Below are 17027 nucleotides of genomic sequence, written 5' to 3'. Positions count from 1 at the left end.
GTACCTCTCTTTTATATTTTAAAAAAAATTACAATTTGTTTTTTGCCTTTTTTAATTCTTCTAACCACTTGTATCCAAATTTACTGCATGGTTCCAAATAATTACCTTCTGCCCATTCATTCCAGGATTTTATCACTATAAATTTTTCCTTTTGTTCTCTATTTTTTAATTTATCAATAGTATAACTTATCCATTTTGCCCAATCATCAGGGTTTGAATTTTTAAAAATCAACGCATTGATTCCTGCACGTGCTGTATTATCCCAATTCGGGATTATACACGGAAAATAATTTATACCCTGAGGATATTGATCATTTTTCAAATAATCAACAACTTCATCGTACTCATAGATCATTGGACTTGGTTTTTGCTTTTTAGGCTGAATATAGCTTCTAATTTTACTTTTAAATTTATTTTTTATTCTTCTTAGTAATTTATTTCCACCTGGCGATTTTTCCATCGCTTTCTTATATCTAACTTTATAAAACAAATCCAACCCTACTTGGGCGTCTAAGCCATATTCTAAAATATTTTCAGTTTCAAATGGAAAAAAATTAGCTACAAAATAAATTCCTTCAAATCCGTTTTCTATTGCCAATCGATTATAAACAGATAAATATTCTTTTGTGTTAAGAATATCAATTGGCTTATAAATATGAAACATAGGTTTCCCTTCAATTTTAATATATCTTTCATCTTTAAAAAATGGAAGCAAATAGTTAAAATGATTAATAATATCCTGTTCTCCAGGATATAACTGCTCCATTAAGACATTATTGTTATTTATTCCGTGCCAAATTCCTTTCCAGCTTTCATTTGCCCAGCAAAAACAAAATGGTATGTCTATGGCTTTATTTTGGAGCATTGCCTCGGCAGGCTTTTCCAATAGCATTTTTTCGTTACCAAACCAGTAATGATAGTAAACAAAACCATCAATTCCGTATTCTTTTGCCAATTCAGCCTGCTGTATTTGTACTTCTGAAATTCTTAAATCATAAAATCCCAGATCAGCTGGTAATATTGGCTGATAGTGCCCTTCGAAAAGAGGTTTTGATTTAGTTACATTTGTCCACTCTGTAAAACCCTTTCCCCACCATTGATCATTCTCTGGTATAGGATGATATTGAGGAAGGTAATATGCCAGAAAATTTATTTTATTTTTCATCTATAATCAGATTTTTTCTGGTTTCTTCGAGATATTGTGTACCCCATTTCTGGCATGGTTCAAGATGATTTCCTTCGGCCCATTCATTCCATGCATTAATAAATAAAAATTTTTCTTTATTCGCTTTCCATGGAAAATTGCTCACAATGTAACTCAGCCACTTACCATATTCTTCAGGTGTCGAATTGGTAAACACAAATGCTTTTTTCTTTCGCCTTGAAGTATTGTCCCACATTGGAATTAGTGAAGGACTTACATTATTTTTAAATTTATGACTCTTTTGTGCCTCAACAAATTTTTTATAATCGTACAATCTATCGGCATCATTTTCGACTTCTTTTTTATCAAAACCAAAAGAGTCTCCAAAAATTTTATTGCCTATTTTTTGCCAAAAATTATTTTTTCTATCTTCTACAGCTGGGAATCGGGGCTGAAATTCTACAGCAAAATCAAAGCCCATATTTAAAGGATCTTCAGTTATTCCCCAACTTTGCATATATCCCAAATGCACTTCTCCGACACCCTCACTTCTTGCTACATTTCGCCAAATTTCTATAGTTTTATTTATATCATTAAAAAGTTTAGGTCGATAAACCAAAAAAACAGGCTTGCCATCATGTCTAATATATCTTGAGTCTTTAAAGTAGTTATTGCATAAAAATTTAAAATGAGCAGCATCATCTTCAAAACTGTAATCTTGCTTAATTAGAACTTCTTCTTCTTCTCCGTCCCATCTTCTTGTCCAATTTTCATTTGCCCAGCACATCATGAAAGGAAAATCTTCCTTATCATTCTTTAATTTTCTGTCAAGGGGTTCATGTAACAACCTTTTTCCATTGAACCAATAATGATAATAACAAAATCCATGTATAGCATAATCTTTTGCCATTTGTTCCTGTGCCAGTCTAGATTCCTCCAGTCTCAAATCATAGAATCCCAGATCAGCTGGTAAATGTGGCTGATAATGGCCTTCAAATCTTGGCTTCGCTTTACTAACATTTGTCCATTCAGTAAACCCTTTTCCCCACCATTCATTATTTTCTTTAAAAGGATGAAATTGAGGTAAATAAATTGCAATCGGTTTAATCTTATTCATTTATTGTTTTATTAAAAATAAAGGCAGTCTTTTCTATATAATTATTTTTAGAAAAAGAACTCATAGCTAACTTATACCCAGCCTCTGAAGATTTCTTATACAACCTGCTATTATTAACTAAATTATTCATTTTAAAAACTGCTTCATCAATAGTATCATATAGGGATAAATCGTAGTTGTCATTTAATATTTCAGATGGTCCACCACTATTTCTGGCTAATACCGGTATTTTATAACTCATTGCTTCTATTAAAGTTCTTCCAAAAGCTTCATTATTAGCACAACTCATTAATATATCTATTTCGTTATATATTATCTCATTGGATACATAACCCAAAAAACTAACAGCATCTGATAATTTATTTATTTCAATAAAGTTTTCTAAGGTTTTGTAATAACGATCTGTAAAAATATCTCCGTAAAAGTTCAATCTCAAATTACTGTTTTTTTTATAACATGAGCTAAATACCTGTAGGGCGAAATCCTGATTTTTAGTGTCCATAATGAATCCCACAACTCCAATTGTAATCAACTTGTTGCTTTTTTTCTTAAAAGGAACTTCTTTTTGTTCCAAAACCCCATTGTATATGATTTCAGAATTATGCTTCTTTTCTCCCAACCAATGCTTTTTTAGCAAATTTGTTGTAAAAATTGAAACATCACTTTTTCTAATTTTACTCACAATTAAGCTTCTTGATGGAATGTAGAAAATATTAAAATCTTTATCTCCATATTCTCTGATATGCCAAATATGAGGCTTATTTATTTTTTTTGACAAATCGTAACCTAATGATAAAACAGAAGTATTTGTATAAATTAAATCTGGAAGAAAGTTTTCCGCTATCAAAAACAGTCTTTTTGTGATTACCTTTTTACGTTTATAATAAAGTCTTATTTCCTTTACATGATTTTGAAAGGATGAATAATTAAAGTAACCACATCTTGGCAAATTTAATATCTCGAAATTTACATTTATTCTTTTCAGTTCATCAACCATTAAGCCATAATCAGGCACTATTACCAAAAATTCATATACTTCTTTTAATCCCTCTAAAATAGCAATTAAAGAATGTGATGCTCCATTTAGATATTGTTCATGAGCAAATACTAATATTCTTGATTTTTTGATCATTCTAAAATTTTATAATTTAAGCAGGTCATTAGAGATCAATTAAAATTTTCTTTGATCAATTCAAAAATGTCTTTCTTGTTTACAATTGAGTTTGGTTTATGCTTTAATTTTTGCGCAAATATATTATCTAAATCATTCTGATTATTTATAAATAAATATTTTCCAGTCGTTATTTCATTTTCATAAGATATATAACCTTTGTCCCCGTAGATAATATTTGTTACATCAAAATGTTCCGCTTCAATTGCAGACCCTGAAAAGTTAGTCAAATGATAATCTGCAAAACTTAAAAGTTCGTGCAGTGTTAATGAATTAGAAAGATCTATTTCTATTTGATCATTATATTTTGCTTTAAGTACCTCACACATTTCTTTATCTTGAGAATAACGTGGATGCAATCTTAAATACAATATTAAATTGGGATATTTACTAAGACAATTAATCACATAATCTGGCAAACCTATCCCTTGCAGAGTAACAAGTACCTTAATATTCAAATCTGATTTTTCAATTTTTATAGTTTTCGCTGACTTTAAAGAAAGATTACCTCCGATGACATAACCTATTTTTTTCACACATTGAAAATGCTTCGCTAAATATTCAGCATCACTTTGTCTCCAAACCCACATTTTTGCAGGAAAAAAACCTTTGCTGTTGTTGTTTTTGATACTCCAACTACTATATGCAAAATGATTTGAAGTTACCTGACTATGCTGATATTCTATGGTTTGAATATCTAAGTGATTTGCTGCTCTAATAATACTCATCATGGTATTATTGTAGTAGCAATACAAGAGGATATTTTTTACGTTTCCTTTTTTTAAAACAAAGGAGTAAATCAAATATTCTACTTGATTATCAATAATACTTTGAATTAAATGGTTATATAGTTTAAAATCATTTCCATAATGCAATTCTAAAAAGCTACAAAATTGTTTTAATTGTGATTGAATTATAGCATCATTTCTAAAACTATACTTGATTTGTTCTAGGTATATTTTTTTTAAACTTTTTAAATCAAAATTTAATAAAAATCTCTCTTTTTTGTAATCGAAAATAGTGAAATCAATTTTTAACTTTTCAAAATAATGTATAAACGGATCTGTATAAGGATTAGATCCTGTATTTGTACCATTAGACGTATTATATTTATGAGAGTAGTCTGTAACTATTAGATTTTTAGCAGGTTTTGTCGTTTTTAAGAATTGAAGATAAAATCGTAATTTATCTTTTAAAGTTCTTTGTATTTGGATTTCATGATAATATTTATCACTATGATGTAATGCAAAAATATTAGAATTTTTCAAATGGATCTGGTATGCCACCTGAATCTTTATGAGTGGCCACCAATTAACACCACAAAAACTAAATTCTTGATTTTCAAATTTTTTTATAAAAATTTCCTGATCTAACATAACAACCTCAAAACAAAATCTTCGCCTAAAATAGTTTCTACGAATTCACGAAATGCACCTTCTCCTCCTGCTTTTGTGGTTACAAAGTTTACCCTAGATTTTATATATTCAGGAGCATTTGCAGGAGAAGCGCTAATCCCTACTTTAGATAGTAATTCAATATCCCCTAAATCATCACCTATATAAGCTACATCATCTAGTGAAATTTGCAGTTCTTTACAAATCTCTTTAGCAATTGTAAGTTTATCTGAAATTCCTTGATATAAAAAATCAATTTTTAATTTTTCTGACCGCCGTTTTACTATTTCTGTATCTTCTCCTGTAATGATCCCAACTGGAATATTTGCTTTTTTACAAAACAAAATCCCAGCACTATCTGAGGTATTAAACTTTTTCCATTCATTTCCCGTCTGGTCATAATACATCCCGCCATCTGTCCAAACACCATCAATATCTGTTAAAACTAATTTTGGTACTTTCATTAAAACTCAAAATAAGATTGAATCCCACTATACTTACTTCTTTTCACAGCCACATTATTTAATCCTAAACTTTCTCTAAGAGCTACTGTTTCACCCGGAAATTGAGGGTCATTTAATTCATCAAAACCAATGATAGATCCTTTTGTTAAATAAGGCTTAATCATCTCTAAACATTTCTTAGTTGGTTCATATACATCAAAATCAAAATAAGCAAATGCAATTATAGTTTCGGGATGTTCTTCTAAATACTTCTTTAACATTACAACGGCATCCCCCTTAACTAAAGTATTTTTCTTTACATGTGAAACTGGACATTCTTTTTCATGATAATCCAAAATTTCTTCCAGATACTTTTCATATTCGGATGTAACTGAAAATGCTCCTTTTTTTATAACTTCATGATTTCCGTCTTTTTCACTAACTTCTTCAAAACCCGAAAATGTATCAAACCCAATTATTTTTCTACTGTAATTAAAAGGTTCATGAATGCCTCTTAAATTATTTAATGTTACAAGATTTTGTCCCCATCTAACACCGAATTCCATTATAACACCATGAACTCCCATTATTTTTGAATACAAATCATTAAAAAAAAGTTGCTTTGTCAAATCTTGCCTTTTAACGAATAAACCAGAATTTGCCAATCTTTCATTATCAGGTATTGGACAATTATTAAAAAGAGAATTCAATCTGTTTCTATTTTCTAATTCTACCGAAGAAGCTATACTTTTTATTTCTATTGCCATACTATATTAAATCCTTTGTGTAAATAATCTCATTTTGTAAAAGGTCTTCTTTCATTTTCTTTCCAATAACCTGATGGCGTTCAGCCCATTTAAAACCATCTCCCGGAGATAGCATATGAATATCTGCTTCGGTAATTATTGTTCCCGATTTTATCTTTTTGTTTGTTGCAATCGATCGTTCCAATTTTTCTTTTGCTGTTGCCGTTTCCGGAACGATAAAAATATCTTCAATTCCCATAGATTGATCTAGAATCCTGATATCTCGCACCATTCTATAAACTCCATCAGGTCCCAAAGAACCAGCCTGATCAGTACCTTTCATTCTTCTATCAAGAGTAATATGTTTTTCTATAATTTTTGCTCCCATTGCTACTGCAGCTACAGGAGTAGAAATTCCTATTGTATGATCCGAATAACCTATTACAAAATCACTATAGTTAGCCAATAAATACTTGATGGTATTTAAATTAACATTTTTAGGTTCTGTAGGATACTGAGAAACACAGTGCAGTATTGATAAATCTGAATGATATTTTGTTATAACTTCGATCGCATCGTCTAATTCTTTCTTCCCTGCCATGCCTGTAGAGACAATTATTGGTATTTTAGTTTCGGCTAAGGCTTCCAATAGTGGCAAATTAGTTAAATCTCTACTTGCTACTTTTAATTTATCAGGACTAAAATATCCTAAAATTGATAAACAACCAACAGCACAAAGTGTTTCAACAAAATCAAGACCTTTTGTTTTTGCGTATTTATATACCTCAAAATGCTCTTCATCTGATAGTTCAAGTTTTTCACGATGCTCACCATATGTTTTTCCAAAAGAATGTGGAGAATCGTAAATTCTGGACATTTGTGATTGTGATAACTCTTGATTTAGGTCACGTTTAGTCAGCTTTACAGCATCCATCCCTCGCAATAAATTTCCAAAAACCTCATCTTTAATCTCTCTTGAAGCTAAATCAATTATAACTTTAGCTAATTCAACCGAACCATTGTGATTTTGGCCTATTTCACCAATTATATATGTCATTTTGAATACTTATTAATATTTTCAATCATACTTTTTAAAATTAATGGATTTTTTTCTACGAAAAGAATCGTTTTTTCAATATCATAGTTCACTTCATTATAATAGTGATATACTTCTTGCAGTATTTCAAAATCAGAAAAATCATCTATTGTGAAGCGTAAATCATTTCTTTCTTTTAAAAAACCAGGTAAAATTTTTAATTTACTTTCAAACAAATCATTTTCATAAATAAAATTTGTCACATGCTCTAAGTATATAGGTTCAGAAGTAATTGATGCAACTTTTAACAAAGCATCTATGGTTACTATCTCAGCAAAAAAACCAAAATGTGTTTTAATAACAGGAACATTTTTACCATTCTTGTAACTCCAATAATCAGCCTCTTGATTTTCATTATGAAATCTAAGTAATTCTTCTAAAAAATTGACATCCAGAAAAGGATTGTCGGCACAAATTCGAACAATATTTTGTGCCTTATAAAAATACCCCGCCTCTATAAATCTTTTTAAAACATTCTTTTCATCACCTCTAAAATAATTCAGATTTTTATTTTCACAGAATTTAACTACAGCATCATCTTTCTTATCGATCGTTGTGCAGACTATTATGGATATTAAAGGAAAACTCTTTTTAAGTTTCTCTACAATAATTTCTAAAATACACTTACCATCAAAAAAAGGCAACAAAATTTTATTTGGAAGTCTGGTAGATCCAGTTCTGGCTTGTATAAATATATGCGTCATATTGAAAACTATTAATTTAGCTCCACTCGCTAGGCAGTAAAAAATCGGCCCCGACAGTAATTGTTGGTTTTACAATAAAGTGACCAATATTACTTTGTCTTAATTTTTTTTTATCTGTATCAAAATCTGTTACGTGCAAGTGAATACTATATTTTCCATATTTCAAATATAGTCCTTTAACAACGGTAACCACTTTAATTTTTCCATCAACTACTTTCCCAATAAAGTTTACTGAATCTGAATCGACTTCAGCCAAAAGTTTGTATTCAATATTAAAAAAACCTAATCTGAATTTTAAATTTTCAATACCATTAACGGCTTCAATCTCAAATTCTACTTTCAAATCTTCTCCATTTTTAATAGAAGTTTCTACAACTTTTTGTGAGTTTTCAATAAAATTAAATGACTTTAATTTTACACTTCCATCTCCAATTAATTGTTCATCACTTGTTTGAAATTTGAAGAAATACTGCTCAACGACTTCCCCTACATTTTTACTATAAAAATCTAGTTTACCATGCTCCAAAAGCATTGCCTCATTACAAACAGTTGTAACTTGAGCCATAGAATGTGATACAAATATAACTGCAGATCTGGCCAATAATTCCGTAATCCGATTCATAGATTTTACTCTAAAACCTAAATCTCCTACCGAAAGTACTTCGTCAATAATTAGTACATCAGGTTCCATTTGAGCTGCAACAGCAAACCCTAAACGTACCTTCATTCCACTGCTGTAATTTTGTACCGGCATATCAATAAATTCACGAACCTCGGCAAAATCAATAATTTCCTCAACCTTTGAATCAATTTCACTTTTTGAAAAGCCTAAAACTGCACCATTATTATATATATTTTCCCTACCTGTTAATATTGGATTAAAACCAGCTCCCAGTTCAATCAAGGCACAAACTCTTCCTTTTATGGTTACTTTGCCTTCATCTGGATTTATTAATCCATTCAATATTTTCAATAATGTTGATTTACCGGCACCGTTATGCCCTATTAATCCAAGACATTCACCTCGCCTTAATTCAAAATTGATATCTTTTACTGCCCAAAACTCATTTGTGCGTAAGTTTGTATTATCATTTTTATTCCCTAGTACATTAAAAAACAAATCTTTCACACCGTACCAAAGACTGGATTTTAAATCTTTACAAAACTTTTTAGAAAGACTCTCTACTTTTACTAATACTTCGTTCTCCTTCATAATTAAGCACTCATACGTTCAACAATTATTGGAATCGAAATTCTATAAAAAACTAATCCTAGAAAAAATAAAGGTATACAAACAGCAAATACACCAAAATAATATGCTGAATACTCTATATGCTGTCCAAACAATAAATTTCTAGTAGTTAATAACAAGGGAGTTAATGGATTTATTTCCATTAAACTTTTCAATAATCCCATTCTAGGAATTGCATATACAACCGGTGTTGCATACATCAAAAAATTGAGTCCTATAGTAATTATTTTTCCTATGTCATTATAAAGCATTCCTAAAGGAGTAATAAATAATCCTATCGTAGTTCCAAAAAAAATAATTCCTAAAAATGCTAATGGAAATAATAAAATAGAGGAATGAAATCCAACTCCATACACTATTAAAAATGCTAATAATAAAACGATTTTTACAATGCTATTTGAAATCAGCTTATATACACCAGATAAAATTAACGCTTCCTTAGGGAAATTAATTTTAGAAAGTATTCCGCGGGCTGCATTAGTATTAGCCATGGGTGCATTAATAGAATCTACAACTATAGACCAAAGCAGTGTTCCCGAAAACACATAAACTGGATAGGGAACTCCTGTTTCGGATAGTTTTACCGCTCCTGATTTACTTAAAATAATCCAAACTAAGGCAGTAGATAATGGTGTAATAAATGCCCATATAATACCTAAAAATGATTGTCGATATTGAGCCTTAATATCGCGAATAGCTAATTGTTTTGCTAAAAACCGTGAACTAACAATATCTTTAAGACTCTCTTTTATAAGTTTACCAATATTACTATTATTCTCCCTTTGATAAACCGTAGTTTTTAATTCCATTTAAAAATTTAAAAAATAAATTTAATTACTTTAATGCACTTGTTTTACTCTTCTATTCAGGATAAATTTTCCAAAATTGAAAACTTTTTCTCAATTTACATTTTTCATTTTAGATCAACCTTAGAATTCCATTTTGAATTAACAGGATTTTTACTCGATTAAAAAACATCTATAAATGGAAAAAGGCGCTTTCAAAAAAACACCTTTTTAACTATATAACTTGAAATAAAATTCTATAACTGTAAGAAATCAATTATCTAAAACTTCAAAAGCAGAATTCATACTTTTAAATTCTGGAACAATTTTTTTCATTTTCGCAACAATATCATCATTGTCATAGAAATCTGCTATTCCTATAAGCTCATCAATTTCTGCATGAAGATTTTCATATTCATCCTGAATTTCCTCAGCAATCATAATTTTATTATGATAAGTTGGTAGCGTTTTAGAAGTATCATTTAATAATTCTTCATATAATTTTTCTCCAGGCCGCAAACCTACAATTTTTATTTTAATTTCCTTGTCTGGAATAAAGCCTGCAAGTTTAATCATTTTTTTTGCCAAATCTATTATACGTACAGGTTTCCCCATATCAAAAATATAAATCTCTCCACCATTCCCCATAGCTCCAGCTTCTAATACTAACTGACAAGCTTCAGGAATAGTCATAAAATATCTAATAATATCCTGGTGCGTTATGGTAACTGGGCCACCTTCTGCAATCTGCTTTGTAAACAAGGGAACAACAGATCCGTTTGATCCCAAAACATTCCCAAAACGTGTTGTAATAAACTTTGTAACGCCGGGAATATCCTCTTTTTGATTTTTTAAAAAAAGTGACTGCACATACTTCTCTGCAATTCGCTTACTTGCTCCCATAACATTACTAGGATTAACAGCCTTATCTGTTGAAACCATTACAAATTTACGTACATGGTATTTACATGATAAATCTGCCAAATTTTTTGTCCCTTTTATATTTGTTAATATAGCTTGTGATGGATTATCTTCCATTAAGGGAACATGCTTGTAAGCTGCCGCGTGAAAAACAACATGAGGGTTATAATTTTTAAATACTTTTTCTAATGCTTTCTTACTTTTAACGTCAGCAATCACAGCAACAATTTTTGTTTCTGAGTTCATTGCGAATGTCTCTAAACATAAATTATGCAACGGAGTTTCCGCATGGTCTAAAATAATAATTGTTTTAGGATTAAAGCCAAGAACCTGTCTTACTATCTCACTTCCAATAGAACCAGCAGCTCCGGTTATCAAAATTGTTCTATCCTTTAATTGCTTAGAAATTGATTTACTATCTAAAACTATAGGTTTTCTTTCTAATAAATCCTCAATTTGAATGTTCTTAACCTTTTGAGAAATTTCCTTTTGATTTTCCCAATCTGAAATTAATGGAACAGTATATACTCTATAGTTAAACTCCAGACATTGGTCAACAATAATTAATTGTTCTTCTTTAGATAAACTTTTATCAGCAATAATCACACCTTCTGCTGCAACAGAACGCATTAAAGCCGGTATTTTTTTTCTTAGAATTAAAATTGGCAAATCTAGCATACGTTTAGATGCATTTTGATTGTTTTTATCCACAAAACCAACAATTTTAAAACGAGAAGGAGTTTCAAATTTTAATGCATTAGCTACTGAAATAGCATTGGCATCAGTGCCATAAATCACAGTTCTAATCAATTTTGAATTTGTCTTTTCAGAAAAATATAACTCAAATGTTTGTTTTACAATTACACGATACAAAAACAAACCACAAAATGATAAAACCAAATTAATAAAAAGAGCCGTGTTTAGAAACGCTTTATGTCCGGTATATAGTTCAAAAACTAAATTAAAAAATAAAAAGAAAACCAATACTGACATCTGAGAAAACAGAAGTTTTATTGCGTCAATATAAGAGGAGTGCCTAATAATACCAGAATAAGTTCTAAACAACCAAAAGAAAAATATATTTACAAATATTAAACTAAAAACAAAATAAAAATCATGAGAAGTTATAATGTATCCAATCGCTGTTCCTTCAAACAACATGTATGTGAAGGTAAATGAAAAAACCAGAACCATTATATCTATAGCAACAATAATCCACCTAGGCAAATAACTAAGGTTATTAATATTCGCCCTTAAATTTCTCGGAGAGAATGAATTATGCAACAAATCGGCTATTTTGGTTGGTTTATCTGTATTCAATTTCAATGATTTTGATTCTGCAAAATTTGTATGTCTTACAAAAATACAAATTAAAGGTTTTAAAAGATTATTTTATCAAGTAAATTATACTTTAACACCTTTCTTCTTTTGTTTTAAAAATTCTATTAAATAAGTCCCATATCCAGATTTAAGCAATGGCTGAGCTAATTCTTCAAGCTGTGCATCATTAATAAAGCCTTGCCTCCATGCAATCTCTTCAATACAACCTACTTTTAAACCTTGTCTTTCTTCTAAAACCTGAACAAATTGTCCAGCCTGCATTAAACTATTAAAAGTCCCTGTGTCTAACCAGGCAGTACCTCTACTTAATATTCCCACTTTTAATTGCCCTTTCTCAAGGTAAACTTTATTGATATCTGTAATTTCATATTCACCGCGAGCACTCGGTTTAATGTTTTTTGCAATTTCAACTACTGTATTATCATAAAAATACAAACCTGGAACAGCATAGTTTGACTTAGGCTCTAAAGGTTTTTCTTCAATAGAAATTGCATTTTTATTTTCATCAAATTCTACTACTCCATATCTTTCTGGATCAGAAACATGATAAGCAAAAACAACACCTCCCTCTGGATCTGCATTATCTTTAAGCAATTGTTGCATATTTGTTCCAAAGAAAATATTGTCTCCTAGCACTAAAGCCACTTTATCATTGCCTATAAATTCTTCCCCTATCACGAAAGCCTGAGCTAAACCATTTGGATTTGGCTGTTCAGCATAACTAAATTTACATCCAATTGAAGTCCCATCCCCAAGAAGCTTCTTGAAATGAGGTAAATCATGAGGAGTAGATATTATTAAAATTTCGTTTATTCCTGCCATCATTAAAGTTGACAATGGATAATAAATCATTGGTTTATCATAAACTGGCATTAATTGTTTACTTACCGCTAATGTTAATGGATGTAATCTTGTCCCCGAACCTCCAGCTAATATAATTCCTTTCATAATTCTTATTTTATTGATTATAAAATTCTAATCTTAGATTTTTAAACAAACATTTTTTTTAAACTTTCTTTATAATTTGGAATTTCTAAATTATAAACAGTTTTTATCTTTTTCTTATCTAACAGTGAAAAATTTGGGCGTCTTGCCGGTGTCGGATAAGATGAAGAAGTTATCCCTCCTACTTTACAGTTATAATCCCCTAATTCTTTAATACTTAATGCAAATTCGTACCAGCTAATTTCACCTTCGTTTGAATAATTATAAATTCCTGGAATCCAATTTAAAGATTCAATTATATCAATCATTGCCTGAGCCAGATCAGCTGCGTAAGTTGGTGAACCAATCTGGTCATTTACAACATTAATTTCAGTTCTCTCTTGCATTAATCGTTGCATAGTTTTCACAAAATTATTTCCAAACTTGCTGTAAACCCAAGAAGTTCTAATAATAATAGTCTCTGGATTTTCTTTTATGCATGCGGTTTCACCTGCCAGTTTGCTTTCACCATAAACATTTACAGGATTTGTTTCTGCCTTTTCATCTAAAGCAATTGAAGAAGAACCATCAAAAACGTAATCTGTTGAAATATGAATTAATTTGACATTATTTTCTGCTGCATATTTTGCAATTAATTCTACTGCTAAATGATTCACCTTAAATGATAACTCTTTTTCTGATTCAGCTTTATCAACAGCAGTATAAGCCCCACAGTTAAATATAACATCTGGTTTAATTGCACTTAATTGTGATTGCAGTAATTCTAAATCATCTAATGTCACTTTTGTTCGATCAGCAAATACCCATTCATACATTGAATAAGAAGGGGATAAAACTAAAAGTTCTGACCCTAACTGACCTGTTGCTCCGGTTACAAGAATTTTTCTCATTAGAACAAACTATTGCAATTATCTATAAAGGGAAGAATCTGATCTTTTTCGGAAACTATTGCTTCATCTAAATTCATTCCCCAATCTATATTTAAAGATGGATCATCATATTTAATTCCCCCTTCAGAAGCTTTATTATAAAACTGATCACATTTATACATTACTGAAGCTGTCTCACTAATAACTGAAAAACCATGCGCAAAACCTTGTGGTACTAACAATTGCCTTTTATTCTCAGCAGTTAATAAAACACTAAAAGCTTTTCCATAAGTTGGCGAATCTTTTCTTAAATCTACGGCAACATCAATAATCTCTCCTTCTAAAACACGAACCAATTTTGTTTGAGCAAAAGGAGGGTTCTGATAATGCAAACCTCTTAATGTTCCTTTTTTCGAAAAGGACTGATTATCCTGCACAAAATCAATATTAATTCTTAAATCTTCAAATTTAGTTTTACTATAAGATTCAAAAAAATAACCTCTTTCATCTCCAAAAACTGTAGGTTCTACTATTACTAAATCTTTTATAAATGTTTCTTCGATCTTCATGTTTTAATTTTATATTTTATCTAAAGAAATTTGTTATAACTTCTTTAATTCTATTTTTATCTTCTGTTGTTAAATTTGATGACGAAGGCAAACATAATCCTTTATCAAATAATTCTTCTGCAACTTTATTTCCATAATAAGGATATTTCATGAAAATTGGCTGCAAATGCATCGGTTTCCATAAAGGGCGGCTTTCAATGTTCGCCTTTTCGAGAGTCAATCTTAACCTTTCTCTATCTTTGTTTTTATTCTGTTTTACTAAAATAGTATTTAACCAGAAATTGGAAAAAGAAGTTTCATCTGATATTTCCGAAAGTTCTACATCTTCGATCTCATTAAAAATCTCTCTATAAAAAAAATGATTTTCTCTTCGTGCTTCAATATTCTTATCTAACATTTTTATTTGCCCTAAACCAATACCAGCACAAATATTACTCATTCTATAATTATATCCAATTTCACTATGTTGATAATGAACTGCAATATCTTTTGATTGATTAGAATAAAAAATAGCTCTCTCTTTTGTTTTTTTAGAATTTGAAATTAATGCTCCTCCGCTTGAAGTTGTAATAATTTTATTCCCATTGAAGGAAAGAATCCCAAAGCTTCCAAAGCTTCCACATTTTTTACCTTTATATGTACTTCCTAAAGCTTCTGCACTATCTTCAATGACTGGTATATCATATCTATCTGCAACAGCATGAACTTCATCAACTTTATAGGGGATACCATATAAATGTACAGCGATAATCGCTTTTGGTTTTTTTCCTTTTTTTATTCTATCTTTTATTGCTATTTCGAGATTCTCAGGACAAATATTCCATGTATCAGATTCACTGTCAACAAAAACTGGCACTGCCCCTTGATACAAAACAGGATTTGCGGATGCCGAAAATGTCATACTTTGACAGATTACCTCATCACCGGCTTTTATTCCTAATAAAATCAATGCTAAATGGATAGCCGATGTTCCAGAATTTAATGCCGTTACAAATGCTCCTTTATTAAAATAATTTTCAAGTTTAATTTCAAAATCATCAACATTTGGCCCTCCAGAAGTTATCCAATTTGTATCTAAAGCTTTCTGAACAAATTCTTGTTCAAAACCGCTTTGTTGAGATAATGACAAATAAATTCTTTTATTATTCATTTATATTCCAGTAATCTGACAAGTAGCGAACATCATCTTCTTTTACGTTTGTTAACGGCAAGGTTGAGAATGATAACAATTTTGAATTTGTTTCTAATGATTCTATTGCATTAGCATAACCAGCAGGAACATGGACTATTTTACTATCAGATTCTGAAACTATAACTGTTTCAATAACCAAATCTTTTGAAGGATTTTCCCAATTATCAATTTTTACAAAATGAATTTTGAAAGAACCATTTAAGCAATAAAAGTTTTTAGCATCTAATTTGTGACCTTGCCATGCACGGATTGGATTTTCATCAGAATTACTGATAATATAAAATCTTTCTATATCTTTAAAACTAAAGTCATTTACATATGAAATAGTACCACGATGATCTGAAAAATTTCCGCCCTGAATTATTTTTGGAATCATGCTTTCACTTTTAAATTATTTTTACTTAGTAAGTAAAATTTAGATGAATAAACTAAAAGCAAAGGTAAAAGTACAATTAAAAACAAAATAGAATCTTCTATCTTATTGTAGAGTTTTATAACTAAAAACGAAACTCCTGCTTGAATTAAAGCATAGTATAAAGAAACCAATCTATGCTGTATTTTATATTCATTACTTAAAACCTGATATAAATGTAAACGATGGGCTTCAAAAATATTCTGTCTTAAGTACAGGCGGTGAGTAATTGTACAAATAGCATCAACTCCGTAGACCGCTAAAAATAAAAGCCAAATAAGAGAATTTGTAACCAGAATAAGTTTTAAAATTAAGTAAATTATCCAGAACGCAATTGCGATACTTCCAACATCTCCGGCAAAACATTTTGCTTTTTTTCTATAATTAAAGAACAGAAAAACTAAGCTCGCAATTATGGCGTATTTTATAAAATCTCCATCTGTAAAAAGCTGAATGCTTGTATTGACATATAGCAATGCTCCCATTACAACTAAAGTATATAAACCTGTAATACCATTAATTCCATCCATGAAATTATATGCATTAATTAGTCCAATTGCTAAAATATAGGCTATTAAAACAGTCCAAATTGGAATTAAAGTAAATAAGTTTAAATCATAAAAAATTAACGTGATTGAAAGAAAATGAACTCCGATTCGAATTTTATTAGATAGGCTTTGAATATCGTCCCAAAAACTTACTAAACTGACAAGAGTAATTCCGGTAAAGAAAAAAGAATTATTCTGAAAGTGCTGTAAAAAATAAATCAAGGCAGAAAACCAAAAAATTATCCCACCTCCTCTTAATGTAATTTCTGTATGTGAACTTCTTTCGTTAGGCTTATCAATAATATTAAAATGATTAGCGACTCTAAAATAAAGTAACATCAAAATCATTAAAAGAATTCCTAATATTGTATATTCCAT

General features: G+C 30.0%; 17 protein-coding genes. All 17 read right to left on the bottom strand.

The window, feature by feature from the left end:
- Positions 1-28: 28 nt before the first annotated feature.
- Positions 29-1165, bottom strand: coding sequence for a glycoside hydrolase family 99-like domain-containing protein (locus OLM51_RS06050; RefSeq protein ID WP_264553456.1), 1137 nt, complete (start codon positions 1163-1165; stop codon positions 29-31).
- Positions 1155-2261: a glycoside hydrolase family 99-like domain-containing protein gene (locus tag OLM51_RS06045; RefSeq protein ID WP_264553455.1), complete on the bottom strand. Its 1107-nt coding sequence runs from the start codon at positions 2259-2261 to the stop codon at positions 1155-1157. The genes OLM51_RS06050 and OLM51_RS06045 overlap by 11 nt, the downstream gene beginning before the upstream one ends.
- Positions 2254-3393: a glycosyltransferase family 4 protein gene (locus OLM51_RS06040; RefSeq protein WP_264553454.1), complete on the bottom strand. Its 1140-nt coding sequence runs from the start codon at positions 3391-3393 to the stop codon at positions 2254-2256. The genes OLM51_RS06045 and OLM51_RS06040 overlap by 8 nt, the downstream gene beginning before the upstream one ends.
- 35 nt (positions 3394-3428) lie before the next feature.
- Positions 3429-4808, bottom strand: coding sequence for a hypothetical protein (locus OLM51_RS06035; RefSeq protein WP_264553453.1), 1380 nt, complete (start codon positions 4806-4808; stop codon positions 3429-3431).
- Positions 4802-5290, bottom strand: a complete 489-nt coding sequence (locus OLM51_RS06030; RefSeq protein WP_264553452.1) for a KdsC family phosphatase — start codon at positions 5288-5290, stop codon at positions 4802-4804. Before OLM51_RS06030 ends, OLM51_RS06035 begins: the two co-directional genes overlap by 7 nt.
- Positions 5290-6036: a crotonobetainyl-CoA--carnitine CoA-transferase gene (locus tag OLM51_RS06025; protein WP_264553451.1), complete on the bottom strand. Its 747-nt coding sequence runs from the start codon at positions 6034-6036 to the stop codon at positions 5290-5292. Before OLM51_RS06025 ends, OLM51_RS06030 begins: the two co-directional genes overlap by 1 nt.
- A gap of 1 nt (position 6037) precedes the next feature.
- Positions 6038-7072, bottom strand: a complete 1035-nt coding sequence (locus OLM51_RS06020) for an N-acetylneuraminate synthase family protein (RefSeq protein ID WP_264553450.1) — start codon at positions 7070-7072, stop codon at positions 6038-6040.
- Positions 7069-7755 (bottom strand): cytidylyltransferase domain-containing protein, encoded by a 687-nt coding sequence (locus OLM51_RS06015; RefSeq protein WP_264553449.1) that lies wholly within the window; start codon positions 7753-7755, stop codon positions 7069-7071. The genes OLM51_RS06020 and OLM51_RS06015 overlap by 4 nt, the downstream gene beginning before the upstream one ends.
- Positions 7756-7831: 76 nt before the next feature.
- Positions 7832-9028 carry a polysaccharide ABC transporter ATP-binding protein gene (locus tag OLM51_RS06010; RefSeq protein WP_264553448.1) on the bottom strand — a complete coding sequence of 399 codons (1197 nt, stop codon included), beginning with the start codon at positions 9026-9028 and terminating at the stop codon, positions 7832-7834.
- Between the two features lie 2 nt (positions 9029-9030).
- A complete protein-coding gene (locus OLM51_RS06005) occupies positions 9031-9876 on the bottom strand; it encodes an ABC transporter permease (RefSeq protein ID WP_264553447.1) in 846 nt (281 codons plus the stop codon).
- 249 nt (positions 9877-10125) lie between these two features.
- Positions 10126-12093, bottom strand: a complete 1968-nt coding sequence (locus tag OLM51_RS06000) for a polysaccharide biosynthesis protein (RefSeq protein ID WP_264553446.1) — start codon at positions 12091-12093, stop codon at positions 10126-10128.
- Positions 12094-12177: 84 nt separating this feature from the next.
- Positions 12178-13062 (bottom strand): glucose-1-phosphate thymidylyltransferase RfbA, encoded by an 885-nt coding sequence (rfbA, locus tag OLM51_RS05995; protein WP_264553445.1) that lies wholly within the window; start codon positions 13060-13062, stop codon positions 12178-12180.
- Positions 13063-13103: 41 nt separating this feature from the next.
- Positions 13104-13949: a dTDP-4-dehydrorhamnose reductase gene (gene rfbD / locus OLM51_RS05990; RefSeq protein ID WP_264553444.1), complete on the bottom strand. Its 846-nt coding sequence runs from the start codon at positions 13947-13949 to the stop codon at positions 13104-13106.
- The gene (rfbC, locus tag OLM51_RS05985; RefSeq protein ID WP_264553443.1) at positions 13949-14497 is read right to left on the bottom strand and encodes a dTDP-4-dehydrorhamnose 3,5-epimerase; all 549 of its coding nucleotides are present in this window, start codon (positions 14495-14497) and stop codon (positions 13949-13951) included. Before rfbC ends, rfbD begins: the two co-directional genes overlap by 1 nt.
- Before the next feature lie 16 nt (positions 14498-14513).
- Complete coding sequence (locus OLM51_RS05980) at positions 14514-15647, bottom strand: DegT/DnrJ/EryC1/StrS family aminotransferase (protein ID WP_264553442.1); 1134 nt, start codon at positions 15645-15647, stop codon at positions 14514-14516.
- The gene (locus OLM51_RS05975) at positions 15640-16065 is read right to left on the bottom strand and encodes a WxcM-like domain-containing protein (protein ID WP_264553441.1); all 426 of its coding nucleotides are present in this window, start codon (positions 16063-16065) and stop codon (positions 15640-15642) included. The genes OLM51_RS05980 and OLM51_RS05975 overlap by 8 nt, the downstream gene beginning before the upstream one ends.
- Positions 16062-17027: an MraY family glycosyltransferase gene (locus OLM51_RS05970; protein WP_264553440.1), complete on the bottom strand. Its 966-nt coding sequence runs from the start codon at positions 17025-17027 to the stop codon at positions 16062-16064. The genes OLM51_RS05975 and OLM51_RS05970 overlap by 4 nt, the downstream gene beginning before the upstream one ends.

This window comes from Flavobacterium sp. N2038 (genome assembly GCF_025947185.1).
In the GTDB taxonomy this organism is placed as follows: Bacteria; Bacteroidota; Bacteroidia; order Flavobacteriales; family Flavobacteriaceae; genus Flavobacterium.
The sequence above is the reverse complement of the archived record's forward strand: the minus strand, read 5'-3'. Positions and strand labels throughout refer to the sequence as shown.